Origin of the sequence: Sphaerochaeta sp. S2, assembly GCF_016406725.1 — a bacterium.
In the GTDB taxonomy this organism is placed as follows: Bacteria; Spirochaetota; Spirochaetia; order Sphaerochaetales; family Sphaerochaetaceae; genus Sphaerochaeta.
Genome location: NZ_JAEKNT010000363.1, coordinates 1 through 14652, shown reverse-complemented (window position 1 = coordinate 14652; position 14652 = coordinate 1). Strand labels below are relative to the sequence as shown.

Annotated in this window: 14 protein-coding genes and 1 pseudogene; 10 read left to right on the top strand and 5 right to left on the bottom strand. The window is 49.5% G+C overall.

Features of this window, described 5'->3' with window-relative positions; translation table 11 throughout:
* The 4 genes and pseudogenes from JF818_RS10750 to JF818_RS10735 all read left to right on the top strand — a co-directional run.
* Window positions 1-312, top strand: a pseudogene (locus tag JF818_RS10750) (hypothetical protein); the annotation flags it as partial.
* A gap of 78 nt (window positions 313-390) precedes the next feature.
* Window positions 391-1635: a peptidase T gene (gene pepT, locus JF818_RS10745; RefSeq protein ID WP_198892012.1), complete on the top strand. Its 1245-nt coding sequence runs from the start codon at window positions 391-393 to the stop codon at window positions 1633-1635.
* Entirely contained in the window at window positions 1632-2603 is a 972-nt protein-coding gene (locus JF818_RS10740; protein WP_198892011.1) for a hypothetical protein, read from the top strand. Before pepT ends, JF818_RS10740 begins: the two co-directional genes overlap by 4 nt.
* Window positions 2600-3997 (top strand): hypothetical protein, encoded by a 1398-nt coding sequence (locus tag JF818_RS10735; RefSeq protein WP_198892010.1) that lies wholly within the window; start codon window positions 2600-2602, stop codon window positions 3995-3997. Before JF818_RS10740 ends, JF818_RS10735 begins: the two co-directional genes overlap by 4 nt.
* On the opposite strand, the gene JF818_RS10730 is transcribed toward JF818_RS10735, so the two are convergent.
* The gene (locus tag JF818_RS10730; protein WP_198892009.1) at window positions 3987-4706 is read right to left on the bottom strand and encodes a glycerophosphodiester phosphodiesterase family protein; all 720 of its coding nucleotides are present in this window, start codon (window positions 4704-4706) and stop codon (window positions 3987-3989) included. The two genes, JF818_RS10735 and JF818_RS10730, sit on opposite strands and share 11 nt — an antisense overlap.
* Window positions 4703-5548: a deoxyribonuclease IV gene (gene nfo, locus JF818_RS10725; RefSeq protein WP_198892008.1), complete on the bottom strand. Its 846-nt coding sequence runs from the start codon at window positions 5546-5548 to the stop codon at window positions 4703-4705. Before nfo ends, JF818_RS10730 begins: the two co-directional genes overlap by 4 nt.
* Before the next feature lie 82 nt (window positions 5549-5630).
* Between nfo and JF818_RS10720 the strand changes: the two genes are divergently transcribed.
* A complete protein-coding gene (locus tag JF818_RS10720; RefSeq protein WP_198892007.1) occupies window positions 5631-8582 on the top strand; it encodes an insulinase family protein in 2952 nt (983 codons plus the stop codon).
* Here the strand turns inward: JF818_RS10720 and JF818_RS10715 are convergent.
* The 3 genes from JF818_RS10715 to JF818_RS10705 are packed head-to-tail and all read right to left on the bottom strand — an operon-like array spanning window position 8563 to window position 10638.
* Window positions 8563-9873, bottom strand: a complete 1311-nt coding sequence (locus tag JF818_RS10715; protein ID WP_198892006.1) for a [Fe-Fe] hydrogenase large subunit C-terminal domain-containing protein — start codon at window positions 9871-9873, stop codon at window positions 8563-8565. The two genes, JF818_RS10720 and JF818_RS10715, sit on opposite strands and share 20 nt — an antisense overlap.
* On the bottom strand, window positions 9870-10292 hold the full coding sequence (locus JF818_RS10710; protein WP_198892005.1) for an ATP-binding protein: 423 nt from the start codon (window positions 10290-10292) through the stop codon (window positions 9870-9872). The genes JF818_RS10715 and JF818_RS10710 overlap by 4 nt, the downstream gene beginning before the upstream one ends.
* A 1-nt stretch (window position 10293) precedes the next feature.
* Window positions 10294-10638 carry a DRTGG domain-containing protein gene (locus JF818_RS10705; RefSeq protein WP_198892004.1) on the bottom strand — a complete coding sequence of 115 codons (345 nt, stop codon included), beginning with the start codon at window positions 10636-10638 and terminating at the stop codon, window positions 10294-10296.
* Window positions 10639-10759: 121 nt separating this feature from the next.
* On the opposite strand from JF818_RS10705, the gene glpK reads away from it, so the two are divergent.
* From glpK to truA, 5 genes are all read left to right on the top strand, one after another.
* Complete coding sequence (gene glpK, locus JF818_RS10700; RefSeq protein ID WP_198892003.1) at window positions 10760-12268, top strand: glycerol kinase GlpK; 1509 nt, start codon at window positions 10760-10762, stop codon at window positions 12266-12268.
* A gap of 9 nt (window positions 12269-12277) precedes the next feature.
* Entirely contained in the window at window positions 12278-13099 is an 822-nt protein-coding gene (gene cdaA / locus JF818_RS10695; RefSeq protein ID WP_198892013.1) for a diadenylate cyclase CdaA, read from the top strand.
* Complete coding sequence (locus tag JF818_RS10690; protein ID WP_198892002.1) at window positions 13086-13490, top strand: hypothetical protein; 405 nt, start codon at window positions 13086-13088, stop codon at window positions 13488-13490. The genes cdaA and JF818_RS10690 overlap by 14 nt, the downstream gene beginning before the upstream one ends.
* The gene (acpS, locus tag JF818_RS10685; RefSeq protein ID WP_198892001.1) at window positions 13490-13867 is read left to right on the top strand and encodes a holo-ACP synthase; all 378 of its coding nucleotides are present in this window, start codon (window positions 13490-13492) and stop codon (window positions 13865-13867) included. Before JF818_RS10690 ends, acpS begins: the two co-directional genes overlap by 1 nt.
* The coding region (truA, locus tag JF818_RS10680) for a tRNA pseudouridine(38-40) synthase TruA (RefSeq protein WP_198892000.1) at window positions 13854-14652 on the top strand (799 nt) is incomplete at its 3' end. The genes acpS and truA, both read left to right, overlap by 14 nt.

Genomic DNA, 14652 nt, shown 5'->3' with positions numbered 1-14652 from the left:
ACGGTCTTCTGGGGGAAAATCTCAGCGGCAACTGCCATTGCAATTGCCAGTGGAGTTGTTTCCACAACGGTCATGTCCATCTGGAGGTACTACCAATTCGGGGGAACTCCCGATGAAGCCTTTGGGGACTGGCTGAAGACGGTGACAACGGAGCCAGAACTCTCCAGCGCCATGACAGCCAGTGTCATTTCTGTGGGAAAAACGTTGAAGCGTGGACCGGTTGTCACAGGGATCATCATCTGTGTTTTTGCACTCTATAATGTGGTGGATATGATCAAGCCGATGTTGAAGAGCTATGACTTCACCATCTAAATAGTGTGGATTTGGTTGCCTGCAAGTCTACTTTGTGAAATACTGGGCATTGGAATACTCACAATGAAGGAGAGATCAATGCCCAATACATTTGCAGACTCTATACTGAACAGATTTTTACGATATGCAGTCATAGATACCATGAGTGATGACAAGAAAGTAGGAGAAAAACACCCCTCCACTGATGGACAATGGGACCTGCTCAGGTTGCTGGAACAGGAGTTGCGCGACCTGGGAATCGAGGATATCCAGGTTGATGAACATGGAGTGGTTATAGGAAGGCTTCCCTCCAACATCGACCATGATGTACCCACCGTGGCCTTCATGGCCCATGTCGATACAGCAGATGATGTGCCGGGCAATGGCGTTAAACCCAGAGTCATCGCCTCCTATGATGGGAAAGACATACCCCTCAACGAGGAACATACCCTCAAGGTTGAAGACAACCCTGAACTGTTGCGTTACAAGGGAGAGACGGTCATTGTAACCGATGGCAATACACTCCTTGGCAGTGACGACAAGGCCGGCGTGGCTGAGATCATGAGCGCAGCAGAGTATCTGCTCAGCCATCCTGAGATCAAGCATGGGGTGGTGGAGTTCATCTTCACCAGCGATGAGGAAACCGGCGCTGGGATGGATACGTTCCCCTACGATAAGATCAGCTGTGACTACTGCTATACCATTGATGGTGGGAAACGGTATGAGATTGAAAGTGAGTGTTTCAATGCTGCAACGGTACGTGTCCATTTCAGCGGGGTGAGCTACCACTTTGGCGCTGCCAGGGGACGACTCGTCAACGCACTGACCATGGCTGCCTTCTTCGTCAATGCTCTGCCTCAGGCAGAGAGCCCGGAGGCCACCGATGAACGGTATGGTTACTACTGCGCACAGAGCATGAGCGGTACGAACACCGAGGTTGACCTCACCTTGTACCTTCGGGATTTTGACTTGGAGATACTCGACCGAAGAATTGAGGCGATCAAGCAGCTCGCTGCAGCTACAGAGGCTCTCTATCCAAATGGGACAGTCTCTGTTGATGCAAAGCACATCTACTACAACATGGCACTGGTTGCAAAGAATAAACCGTTTGCCATGGAGAATCTCCTGAAGGCAGGGGATGAACTGGGATTCAAGCTTGAACAAGCCCTGATCAGGGGTGGTACCGATGGTGCACGCATGGCAAACGAGAGAAATATTCCCTGCCCGAACATCTTTACCGGCGGACATAATCTTCACTCCCAGTTTGAGTGGGCTGCCCTGCCCGCAATGGAGGATGCTGCTCGCCTGATCCTGAAGATCATAGAGGTTGGGGCTTCAACATGAGGCTCGCACTCTCTCTCATGTTCCTTGTCCTTATCCTCTCTCCTCTCTCCTCGGCGCAGCTTGTCTTCAGTCATGATGCAACTGTGCCACAGGAGGTGGTAGAAGGAGTGCAACGTGCACTTGAGGAAGCTCTTGTGGAGCGGTTGGACAAAGAAGGTGAGCTGAGTGCTGTTCTGGAAGAAGATGAGATGGGAGAGTATGTGCTCTCCCTTTCCTACGGGGAGAGACAACTTACTTATAGACTCCTAGGCGAAGCCAGTGGGTATGAGAAGCGTCTTGTTACAGCACTCAACCACGATGGCCTTTCCCTGTTTGCATCCTTGCCTGATCTGAGATTGACCTCTTTCTCTGGTCGTGGATATGGGGCAAAGATTGAAAATTCTCTGTATGCAGAGGGAGATAGATTCACTGTTTTGGATGCAAGGGAGAGAGAGCAGGGAGTAGTGGTGGTGAGTGAAGTCGCTGAGGAAGAAGGTGTGTTGTTACTCTCCCAGCTTTCAGGGAAACCACTCTTCTTGGGTATGGGACTAAGGGAGAGTGGGAATAAGAGTGTATCACTCTCTCTTTCACTCAACAAGGATATGGATCCCTCTCTTGATCTTATCCATACATGGCCTCTTCCCATGCATCCATACGCTGTCCAATTTGGTCTTGGTGCATCAGGGGCAAGCCGTATCTATGGCAGTGTAGGGCTCTCCGCAAAGCTTCCACTCAGCCAGTTCTCTTCAGCACGGAACCCTCTGGTTCGTAGCCTCTCCCTTGATGCTTCAGTCTTGTTTTCTTCCGGATACGATTTATCCAGAGAAGAATTGTTTTATCAGGCATCCGGCGAATTGGGTCTCACGTATTCCCTCACAAATTGGGCGCTTTCACTCTCAGTGGGGAATCGGGTTGCTGCAAGCAATGCAGCACTTCTCGAACAAGGGCTTTTCCTCAAGCTCACAACCGCGTACACTTATACACTATGAAACGACTCTGCCTGAAAGCCTGTCTTGTGCTCTTTTTGAGTTTGATGCTTGCCTCCTGTTCCTCGCTCTCTTCCTTGGTAAGAGCGCAGGTAGAGGGGCTCCCTTCTTGGATATACTCACCTCAGCAGCGAAGTGGGGAGGTTGCCTTTGTGGGTAAAGGAACAGCTCCAGTTAATTATAATGCACGATTGTTGGCATACGAATCCATTTTGGACCAAATCTCCACATACGTAGGTGAGGATGTGTATGACATGTATTATCGTGAACTTACCACCACCAATGCCATAGCAGATTTCAATTTGACCATCGCAAGTGAATTTACCGTCAGCGAAGGAAGAGCTGGTTTCGAAGTCTATCTACTTGCACGAATGGATGAAGCCTTGCTCAGTGGAAGACGCACCAGTGTCTACAACCAGATGATTGAACGGGAACAAGCCATTGAAGCAATCCTGGAAAAAGCTGACCAAGCCTATCGATCAAATGATGATACCGGAGCGATCAAACAGTATTTGCAAGCTGCCATGTTGTCAGCAGAAGGACCAGTCAGTGAGCGGAAGTTTGAAACTGATACGCTTGTTGATAAAGCAATTTCCTTCATTGAATCACTGAGATTCAGTCTCCGTAACCAAGTGGAAGAAGAGGCGAGAGTCACTGTATACCTACGAAGAAAGAGTCGATTGCTCTCCCCCAAGGTGCTCAATGCCTCCATCAATGCGACATTCCAAGCAAGAAACAGCCTCTCTGAAACCTACTCTGATTTTTTGCAGTTCAATACTGCCAGCGATGGATATTTTCTGTTTGTTCCCTATAACCAAGGCCTGGTGAAGGATGGCCAGATTGTCTTTTCCCTGGATCTGGAGTCAACCATCGCTCAACTGGAGAAAACTCTCTCAGAGGATCAGGTTGCAAGCATCAAGGAGGCAGTCTCTGCTATTTCCATTACGTTTCCCTATACGCTCACCTCTACCGTCTCCGGCAAAAGTATTCTTTCAGAAATACAAGAGTTTTCTCAGGAAGGATCTCTCGGCAATGGAACACAAGCGCTACAGGTATTCAACCAGGAGCTGAGTCTTGATGATATCATAGTGGAGGAGATTGATCTCAAGCAAGCAGATATCGAAGATCAACTCTCTGCTCTGCAGGGAGAGGCGGACCTGGCTTTCCTTGGAAGTGTAGGTGTGGTGAGCGAACAGCAGGTGAGGGACCGCTCTGTGGTGGTGGCCAGTGGGAATGTCGGTCTGTATGATCTTGAAACTGGATCCCTGCTCTTCGATACCCTCTCGGTGGAGGCAGTAGGATCGGGTGAGAGTCGTGAAGAGGCTCAACGTGTTGCTTTCTCCCGTTTTGGTTCCATCGCTGCCTACCTGCAGAGTGCCTGGTTGTTCAAACGTTGAACAAGTCCTTCAGTGCTTTTGGGTTGTTGCTGATGATCCCCATTACCCCTTGAGCAAGAAGAGATTTGGCTTCCTCTCTATCATCGACTGTCCAAGCGCAGAGCTGGTAGCCGAAGGATTTTGCTTCCCTGATCTGCTCCTTTGATGGTTTCAGATAGGAGGGGTGGGTGATATGCCTGCCAAAACCGTGTCGGAGTATTTTGGGTACCCCAGATTCATCTCCATAGATAAGGGCAGTGGGAATGGCTTTCTTGCTTATGTGCTTGAATCTGAGCAAGCTGAAAGGATTGAATGAACTGACGAGGCAAAGGGATTCCAGTCCGGATTGGCGAATCTGCTCAAGCAGAAGCCGCTCCAGTCCAAGGTTCTTGGTATCAGGGGCCTTGATCTCAATATCATAGTAGAGGTCAGTACCGCCCAGGGCAAAAACATCAGAGAGCAGGGGGACATGTTCTCCATTACCGATGTCAATCTCCTTCAACTCTTGGTATGTGAGTTCTGCCACCTTGCCAGGGTGGCCTGCCACCCGCTGTAGGTCATAGTCGTGGATTACGACCAACTCTCCGCTTTTACAACGTTGTACATCCATCTCTATTCCATCAATGTGGTGTTCCAAGCAGTCTGCAAAGCTGGCGAGTGTATTCTCAGGATGGTCAACTGGGGAACCCCTGTGTCCGAACAGCATGGGTCTCTCAAATACCTGCTTCATCGTTTTCCTCCAAAACGGAGATGGGAAACCTCATCCTTCCAGAGCGTACTGTCCACAGTCTCAAGGATGAGAGGCATGTTCTCAAAGCGTGAATCGCTTGCAATATGTTCAAAGGTGGCCCATCCAATGCTTCCCATTCCAAGGCTTGCATGTCGGTCAAGATGACTGCCGGCACTGCTCTTTGCATCGTTTAAGTGCATTCCCTTGAGGTGGGATAGGCCAATAAGGGAATCGAACTGGTCCATTGCAGCATCGAACTCATCGGGGCTTCCCATGGAATAACCTGCAGCATGGGCATGGCAGGTGTCGATGCAGAAACCGATACGTTCTTTTTCTCTACATTGTTCAAAGAGATATGCAAGCTCTTCAAAGGACGAGCCCAGATTTGTGCCCTGTCCTGCAGTGTTCTCAATGACTGCAATAGCATGTTCGGTTTCACTGAGGGCTATGTCGATGCTCTGGGCAACCAGTGAGAGGCTCTCCTTGGTATCGACGAGTCCCAAGTGTGAGCCGGGATGGAAGTTGAGAAGGCTCAATCCCAGTTGCTCGACCCGTCTCAGTTCATCGATAAAAGCCTCCAGGCTCTTCTTTCGTTTTTCAGGGTCTGGATTGCCTAGATTGATAAGATAACTATCGTGTACCAGCACCTGTTGTGCTGTGAAACCTAACTCCGCCATGGTAGACTTGAACAGTTCTATGGTTTCCGTCTCCAATTCTTTGGATTTCCATTGCCGTTGGTTCTTGGTGAACATCCCGAAAGCATTGGCTCCAAGACTGGAAGCCTGGATGACTGCGTTTTGTACACCGCCGGCAATACTGGTATGTGGTCCTATGGTATGCATAGGTGAACGGTAGAGCTTGAGGCTAGGGTTGTCAATCATCAGAACTCGTGGTAGTGTCCACCTTATATAGGAGCGAATGAGCATGATACAACGGCAATGGGCCTTAGGGGATGAGCTCGCGGGCTTCCAGCTGGTGGAGATTACCCAGCTTGATGAGTATGAGGGAACCGGATACCTGTTCCGGCATATCGAGACCAATATGGAGGTCTTTCAGCTTATCAATTCTGATAGGGAGCGTTTCTTCAGCTATGTTTTCCGGACGCTTCCCAACAATGATTGCGGTATCGCCCATATCCTGGAACACAGTGTGTTGGCAGGAAGCCAACGCTATCCGGTGAGAGACCCATTCATGACCCTGCTCAAGGGCAGTACCAATACCTTCATGAACGCCATGACCTACCCGGACAAGACTCTGTATCCTGGGGCAAGTCCCTTGAAGAAGGATTTTGAGAACCTTTTCCATGTATACACTGATGCTGTTTTTGCTCCATTGCTTCGTGAAGAAACTTTCTGGCAGGAAGGTGTACGCCTTGTTTGTGACGAGGAGAGTTGCCACTTCGAGGGAGTGGTCTACAACGAGATGCTGGGTGATAGTGCCGACCATGATTCAATTGTCGGCAAGGGCAGCATCCGCTCCCTCTTTCCTGATACCCCATACTCCTTTGAGTCCGGAGGTAACCCAGAGCAGATTGTCCGTCTGGATTACCAGCAGTTCAGGTCATTCTATAGCCAGTTTTATCATCCATCAAACTGTAAGCTCTTCTTGTATGGTGACCTGGAGGTAGGGGAGTATCTCTCATTCCTTGATGAGGAATACCTAAAGACGCGTGGGTCTCTTAAAGTTAACAGTCTCTGTCCAACATCTGAGCCTTGGAAAATGGAAAGGAGTGTAACCCTTACCAGTCCCATGGAAGAAGGGCAGACAAAGGAAAGTGCCTCGGTGGTGCTGTCCTGGGCAACTACTGATGTCACCGACCCTTTGCAGGTCATCACCCTTTCCACGCTGGTAGACCTCTTGCTTGGTAACCAAGCTGCACCCTTGTATAAGGCACTCCTTGATAGCGGGTTGGGAATAGACATCTCTCCTGAGAGCGGGATGAGTGCGGACTTCAGGCAGATGCCGTTCCTGGTTGGCTTTAAAGGCATCAACCCGGATTTGGCGGAGGAAGCAAAGGCTTGTATCCTGAAGGCCTTGCAGACCATTGTGAAAGAGGGCCTGGAACCGGAAATGGTCGCCTCATCCCTGAAAAGGATTCGCTTCAAACAACTGGAAATACCTGGAGGTATTCCCAATGGGCTAAGGGCACTCAATAGAAGCCTCCGAGGGTGGCTCTATGACCTCTCCCCCTGTGCGACGATAGAATCGGGGAAACCGCTTGAGGCACTTGAGAAGGAACTGCACAAGGATCCTCGTTACTTTGAGAAATGGATCAAGCGTCATCTTCTGGATAATCCACACCGTTGCCTGGTTACCGTGAAACCCGATGGAGAACATCAGAAGAGGCAAACGGATGCCATTGCGCGATATGCAACACAGATCACTGAGTCCCTGGATAAGAAAGAGATCAAGCTTCTGCAAGATCAGAATCAGCGTTTCCTGCAGTTTGAGTTGGAAGGAGATACCCCAGAGGCATTGGCTACCATCCCACGCCTTCATTTAGAGGACCTGCCTTCCAATATTCGTCCCAATACCCACCAAGAGGTGGATTGTGCAGGACAACCACTCTTTATACGACCACAGTTTTGCAACCAGATAGTCTACGCAGACTTTGCATTCAATGTGGAAGACCTCAGCGAGCGTGAGCTGATCCTGTTGCCATTGTACACCCGGATACTCCAGACCACTGGTCTTGGGAAACTCTCCTATGCTCAGGTAGCGACCAGACTGAAACACCTCACGGGTGATTTCAATGTCTATGGTGAATTGGGTAGTGCTTGCAACAACAACGACGTCTTGACGTTGCTGTGCAGGGTCAAGACGCTCAAAGAAGATTTTGTGCCTGCAATGGAGTTCATCCAGCAGCTGCTCTCTGGTGCGAATGTGGGGGATTTGAAGCAGTTGAAGCTGGTGCTGAATAATTTCAGGACTGATTTTGCTGATAGTGTGACCTATAGTGCCCACAGTTTTGCAAGTCTCTGCGCTGCAAGCGTCTTCTCTCCCATCCAGTGGGAAGGTGAGCAACTCTCAGGTCTCCACCAGTGGTTTTTCCTGGAATCGATAGAAGAGAAGGACCTTCCTTCCATTGCCCAGGAATTGGAACAGTTGCAGAAAAAGCTTTCCAACCGCAGGAGATTATTGCTGCATCTTAGTTGTGATGAAGAGTTGGTCCAAGAGCTCGTTCCCGTATATGAAGCATTCACTGAAGCATTTGCTGATCTGGGAGCGGTGCAACCAATACCACGCTCCTACAACGAAGTAAGTAAGGGGTCCATCCATGAGGTCCAGCTCTATCGACTTCCCGCAACCGTTAGTTATGCAGCGTGGGCCATGCGAACTGAGAAGCGGGGAACCGTTTTGCAGGCCGCACAGATTCTCCTTGCAAATATCATGACGGGCAATGATCTGTGGGAAGTCATCAGGGGTCAGGGTGGTGCCTATGGGGTTGCTGCAAATGCTGATGTCATGGAAGAGATTTGTGTATTCTCCACCTATAGGGATCCCCGAATTGCCGGCAGCTATCGTGATTTTATCCAGATTCTCAACAGATATGCCCAAATTGATATTGATTCCGGACATATTGAGAATGCCCTGATTGCGACCATCGGCAGTGAACTGAGACCCCTTTCTCCCAGTCAGGATTCCATCCTTGCCTTCAGACGTTTGCTCTACCATATCAGTGATGAGTTCAGGGCGATGAGACGCCAGCATCTTCTGCAGTTGGATAGTAAGCAACTCAACGAAGGAGCGAAAGCCTTGCTCCGTGCTGCAAAGGAAGAGGACTCCTATGTAGTACTCAGTGGGGCTCAATTGCTGGAGACAGAGAAAGAGAAACACCCTATTCTTGACCGTCCCTCTATACGCCTTCCTCTCTAGCAGGATCACCCCAGATTCTGGAAAGAGAGGAAGAGGATTGCGCATTTCTCAGTTTGAGGACTACACACTGTTTTAGACTTGCCTGTCCCCGTGCAATATCCTCAGCAAGACTCTTGCAGGTAGGACTTCCGCAGAGCCCGCAGTCGATACCGGGTAGCACCTTCAGAATGTCTGCTACCTTTTGGAGCTTATAGAGCGCTCTGGAGCGATCTGTATCGAGACCCATGGCCATGGTTGGCTCAAAAGGGGGCAACCGGAGGTTGTTTTGGAACGCTTTCCTTTGATCTTGGATACGCTTTATAAGCACCTCATCAAGCACCTCTGGTAGCCGTTGGGAATAGTACTTGAGCCGTTCTGAGGCGAGGAATCGGTTTCTTACGGTGAGAATCCCTCCAACACACCCTTCTGCGCAAGCATCCAATTCAAGAAACTGCAGGTTTGTCTGTTCTTCTTCTTCGAGGATTTCCAGGAACTCAATGACATTATGCATCTCATCGACAGCGAGGGTTCGCCCCTCGTGTGAGGGAATCTGGCCTTTTACCAAGCTCCAGAGTAGCGCCTGCTTGGTGCAAAGGGCAAAAGTTAGACTGCCTTCCTGAACTTGGTCATGTTTTGCAAGATAGGTACTGACCAGGTTGTATGCGGTATCGATGTTGATGATGCCGTCAAATAACCTGTTCTCTTCTGAACCTTCGGTATTGAATTGGGCAATCTTTGCTGCACACGGGGTGAAATAGAATATCCCAAGGTCTGCTGATGCAGATGAGAGTTCACTTCTTGCGAAGATTGCCGTCACCTGGGCAGGTGGGCGAAGTCTGCTCAGGTTGTCCACCAAGAGGGGGAATCGGATCTGAATCAAGCGTTGTACTGCTGGGCAAAAGTTGCTTATCAGGGGTAACTCAGGAGCTTTCTCCTCTGCATTCAGGACGTTTAGGATATCTACGCCGGTCTCAGCAAGATAGATATGGGTAAAACCAATGGCATAGAGTGCGCCGAGGATTTCACCGAGGGTGATGGTGTCTGGGAATTGGGCAAAGAAAACAGCAGGAATGATCGCAACACGGACGAGGTAATCGTCCAGCTGGTTGAAAGGATCTTGCTCAACCTTGATGGCATCATTGGGACACACTGCCATGCATTGGCCACAGTCAATGCAGAGATTCCCATTGATCTCTGCTTTTCCATGGTTTATGCGGATTGCCTGGGTGGGACAACGTTTCATGCAATGGGTGCACCCCTTGCAGGAGGAGGTGATGACCCTGATTGCATGATGGAATATCTGGTCGCTCATGGCTCCTCCTTCAGGTCGAATCCCATGGTGATGTGGGTATGTTCTCCTGCCTTTGTCCTGATTGAGAGCCTGTCACAGTTCTTCTTGATATTCGGCAATCCCATACCAGCTCCATATCCAAGCTCCAATATCTCTTCGGTAGCGGTAGACCAACCTTCCTTCATGGCAAGGTCAAGATTGGGTATACCTGGACCAGTATCGATGACTTCTACGGTTATGGTATCCTCACCCAGCTCACAGACAATCCTGCCCCCATAGGAGTGGGCAATGACATTGACCTCAGCCTCGAAGACAGCAACAATGATTCGCTTGATTACCTTTGGAGGAAGGTTCAACTGTTTAAGTAACCTCTTGAAGTTGCTTGATGCAACTCCGGCTACTGAGAAATCCTGGGCTGGTACGGTATACTCTTGATGCATCTCAATATACCGGTTTCAATCCTTTTTGAAAGAGCAAGGCACTGGCCTTGAACAGTGAGTAGGAGGTATAGGAGAGAGAGATGTTCAGCTCCTGTGCCATATCAATCATGTTTTGGCTTGGTTTCTTGTTCCTTACCAAGAGAATGTTCTTGATGTCGCTCATCTCGGCTGTTCTGATTGCCTGGTTGTTTGAGAGTCCTGTAATCAGGAGGATGTCATCCTCAAGAATGGTCAACACATCACTCATCAAGTCACTGGCAAATCCTCGTGCAATCTCATCTTCAAGATGGGACTCGCCACAGATAAGCTGTCCATCTACACATGCAATAATATCTTTGAGTTTCATAAGGATGAGTATATCATGGACAGGAGGCATCACGATAGGGGAAATGAAGATTCCATTGTCTGCTTTTTACCTTTAAAAAAGCGGTGGGAACGGCTATACTGCTTTGGTAAGGAGGTGCGCTGTGCGTTACATTGGAGCTTTGGATCAAGGGACTACGAGTACCCGATTTATCATTTTCGATCAGAGTGGAAGCATTGTCTCCTCGTATCAGTTGGAGCATGAGCAGATTTTCGTAAAACCCGGTTGGGTGGAGCATGATCCTTGGGAAATCTGGGACAACAGCTGTGAATGCATCAGCAAAGCACTCAAAGAGATTAATCTAAAAGGAAGCGATATAGAAGGTATTGGGATTACCAACCAGAGAGAGACAGTCATCGCTTGGAATCCCAAGACAGGAAAAGTCTGGCACAATGCCATTGTCTGGCAGGATCTTAGGGGATCGGATTTGATTAACCGCCTGAAGGAAGAGGTTGAAGCAAACTACCTTCAGGATCGCAGCGGATTGATCTTCAGCCCCTATTTTGCCGCATCAAAGATTGCCTGGTTGTTGGAGAATGTTGAAGGCCTACGTGATGCTGCAGAGAAAGGTGAGGCTGTATTTGGAACAATCGATACATGGTTGACCTGGAATCTGACCGGTGGGAAGGCAATTGTTACCGATGTGTCCAATGCCAGTCGCTATCTCCTGATGAATATTGAATCGTGTACCTGGGATGATGAGCTGCTTGAGCTGTTCGATGTGCCCAAGCAAGCACTTCCAACGATTGTACCTTCAAGTGGAATGATCTATGGAACAACCACACCCAGTGGTCCCCTCAGGGCAGAGGTTCCTGTCTGCGGAATCCTGGGTGACCAGCAGGCCGCTCTCTTCGGGCAGGCGTGTTTCACAGAGGGCTTGGGGAAAAGCACCTACGGCACCGGTGGCTTCCTTCTGGTAAACACCGGAGAGAAGATTATCAAGAGTACCCAGGGACTGCTTACCACGGTTGCCTACCAGCTTGGTGACCACCGTCCCGTATACGCCTTGGAAGGTTCCATTGCAGTGGCTGGTTCCTTGGTCCAATGGGCGCGTGACAATCTGAAACTGGTGGAAAATCCCCAGGAGCTGGACAAGCTGGCCTGCAGTGTGTCAGACTGCGGCGGAGTATACATCGTTCCAGCATTCAGTGGATTGTTCGCACCCTATTGGAGGTCGGATGCACGAGGCGTTATCGCCGGTTTGACCGGGTATGTCAATCGTGCTCATCTATGCAGGGCCATTCTGGAGGCAACAGCATTCCAGGTCCATGATATCTATAAGGCCATGGAAAGGGACAGCCACATCGTAATGCCCAGTTTGAAGGTTGATGGGGGAATGACAAACAGCAAGCCGTTGATGGAATTTCAGGCTGACCTGTTGGGTGTTCCGGTTATCAGGCCCTTGATCGTGGAGACCACGGCACTCGGTGCTGCCTATGCAGCAGGGTTGTCTGTTGGGGTTTGGAAAGATTTTGATGAGCTGTCTGCCTACTGGAAGGAAGGCAAACGGTGGGAAGCGAATATGAGCGAGGAAGAACGCGAACAGAAAGTCCAATTCTGGAAGAAAGCGGTGAATCGCACCCTGGATTGGGAGTGCGAGGAGAAGGAGTAGCAGTTGTTGGTGGTTGGCGATGCATTGCAATCCATGATTTCATTGCTCCGTCCTGCTTTGCAGGTCGGTTTCCTTGCATGGTTGTTCTATCGATTCTATGTAACCATAGCCCAGACGAAAGCCCAGCAGCTGGTGAAAGTCTTGGTGGTAATGTTTGCGTTCTATGCAGTGAGTTATATCCTCAAGCTGGATGTTTTGCTCTGGTTTTTCCGGTACATATCCATCCCTGCAACCATTTTTATCTGTATCGTTTATCAGCCCGAGCTTAGGCGTTCCTTTACCCAGCTCTGGAGTGGCCGAAGCAGGTTGTTCCGCATCGGTACCCAGACCACCAGTAGTGATCAGATTGATTCAATTCTCAACGCATGCAATGTGCTGGTGAACAAACGAAGAGGTGCCTTGATTGTGTTTCCCCGTCGTCTGGGGATCAAGAACATCACCGACAGTGGGACAAGGCTCAATGCCGACCTGTCCACCAGTTTGATTCTTACCGTATTCGACCATGACACCCCGTTGCATGACGGGGCGATGGTTGTACAAGGCGGAAGAATACTCGCTGCAGGGTGCTATCTTCCCCTCAGTGAGCAAACAGACATCAAGAAAAGTTTTGGCACACGACATCGGGCCGCTCTTGGTTTGGCAGAGGAATCGGATGCTGTTGTATTGATTGTCAGTGAGGAAACAGGGGCTATCAGCATGACCTATAATGCAAACCTATATTACGACCTCGACACAGGTACCATCAAACGAATGCTGTTGGCCCTCTTCAGTTATCATGATATAACCCCAGAGGATTTGTTACAGGAGACGGGTAGTGATGAAGCTGAATAAGTATCTGCAAGGAGCACTTTACAACTGGCCAGCCAAGGTCTTGTCCTTGGTTTTTGCTGTGTTGGTGTATGCCTTCATCCAATTCTCCACCATGGGAGCGAGGGTGGTTTCCATCCCAATCGAAGTTCACCTCCCCACCTCCTTGGAGGCGGAGAGTCTGGTTCCAGCCTCAATTGAAGTGAGTATCCAGGGAAATGAGGATATCATTTATCTCATCAATCCAGAATCCATTGAAGCCAGTCTGGACTTCTCATCAGTTGATGAGGCTGGTATTGCCACCGCTCCGGTAGTCCTCAGATACGAAGAAGATGTTTTTGAGAGTGCAGGCATTGCACTGCAGGCAGAGCCCCAATACTATCGGATTCTCTTTGGTGAAGGGAGCGATCTCTGATGGTCAGTGGTATTGGTGTCGATGTGGTGAATATTCAACGGATGGAAAGACTCTCAGAACATGTGAAGTCCAGGATGTTTCATCCCAGGGAGCTTGAAGAGGCGAAGATGATGGCAGAGGGTGTCCAGGCTGAATTCCTTGCAGGTCGATTTGCTGCAAAGGAAGCTCTTGGGAAAGCCCTTGGAACCGGTCTTGCGCATATTTCATTGCAGGATATCTGGGTCGAGAGAGCAGCTTCCGGGAAGCCAGAACTACGTTTCAAAGGAAACGTTCAGGCATTGGTTGGAAAGAGGACTGCAATGCTCTCCATCAGTCATGACAATCCTGTTGCCATTGCAATGGTGGTTCTTCTAGGAGCTGGTGATGCCACGAACTGATTGGAGACGCCCCCCTTTGCAACAGATAGATCCATCCCGCCGGCGTATCCGCCTGACGGTCTCATATCATGGTTCCCACTACAGTGGTTGGCAACGGCAGCATAATGCCCTCACCGTTGTCCAGGTTCTGGAAGAAGCGGTAAAGACCATGATTGGGGAAGATGTGGAAATTATCGGAAGTGGAAGAACAGACAGTGGGGTGCATGCGCTTGGGCAAGTCTGTCATATGGATATACAGAACCAGAAAGTCAGAGCGGAAAAGTTTGCTCTGGCCCTGAATAGACTCCTTCCTCAGGATATCAGAATTCTGGAAAGCAGTGAGGCTGACAGCACATTTCATGCCCGTTTTACTGCAATGGCACGCATGTACCGCTACTACTTCAAGAGAGAGAAGGATATGACAGCCTTCGACCAAAGCTTGGTAGCAAAGGTGAAGCAATTCCCTTCTCTTGATCTGCTTAACGGGTATGCTTCCTGCATTCAGGGAACACATGATTTTACGACATTTACCGCAAGCGGGGATGTGTCTTCCAGTAAGTGGCGTGATATCTATGAATCCTACTGGAAGATGGAAACAGATCGCTGGGGTGGGGAACTCTTGACCTATACCATTTGCGGAAATGCTTTCTTGTATAAAATGGTACGTTCCTTGGTTGGTTCGATGATGGATTTTGCTGAGTCCGGCATGACGGTAGAGGAATTTTCATCTGTCCTTGCCAGCAAGGATCGCCGTAGGGCAGGAAGAACCGCCCAATCATGTGGCCTGTATATGTACAGGATCAGCT

Bases quoted from the DNA above. Each gene is read 5' to 3' on its own strand.
- pepT (WP_198892012.1), top strand. From the start codon at position 391: ATGCCCAATACATTTGCAGACTCTATACTGAACAGATTTTTACGATAT.
- JF818_RS10740 (WP_198892011.1), top strand. From the start codon at position 1,632: ATGAGGCTCGCACTCTCTCTCATGTTCCTTGTCCTTATCCTCTCTCCT.
- JF818_RS10735 (WP_198892010.1), top strand. From the start codon at position 2,600: ATGAAACGACTCTGCCTGAAAGCCTGTCTTGTGCTCTTTTTGAGTTTG.
- JF818_RS10730 (WP_198892009.1), bottom strand. From the start codon at position 4,706: ATGAAGCAGGTATTTGAGAGACCCATGCTGTTCGGACACAGGGGTTCC.
- nfo (WP_198892008.1), bottom strand. From the start codon at position 5,548: ATGCATACCATAGGACCACATACCAGTATTGCCGGCGGTGTACAAAAC.
- JF818_RS10720 (WP_198892007.1), top strand. From the start codon at position 5,631: ATGATACAACGGCAATGGGCCTTAGGGGATGAGCTCGCGGGCTTCCAG.
- JF818_RS10715 (WP_198892006.1), bottom strand. From the start codon at position 9,873: ATGAGCGACCAGATATTCCATCATGCAATCAGGGTCATCACCTCCTCC.
- JF818_RS10710 (WP_198892005.1), bottom strand. From the start codon at position 10,292: ATGCATCAAGAGTATACCGTACCAGCCCAGGATTTCTCAGTAGCCGGA.
- JF818_RS10705 (WP_198892004.1), bottom strand. From the start codon at position 10,638: ATGAAACTCAAAGATATTATTGCATGTGTAGATGGACAGCTTATCTGT.
- JF818_RS10690 (WP_198892002.1), top strand. From the start codon at position 13,086: ATGAAGCTGAATAAGTATCTGCAAGGAGCACTTTACAACTGGCCAGCC.
- acpS (WP_198892001.1), top strand. From the start codon at position 13,490: ATGGTCAGTGGTATTGGTGTCGATGTGGTGAATATTCAACGGATGGAA.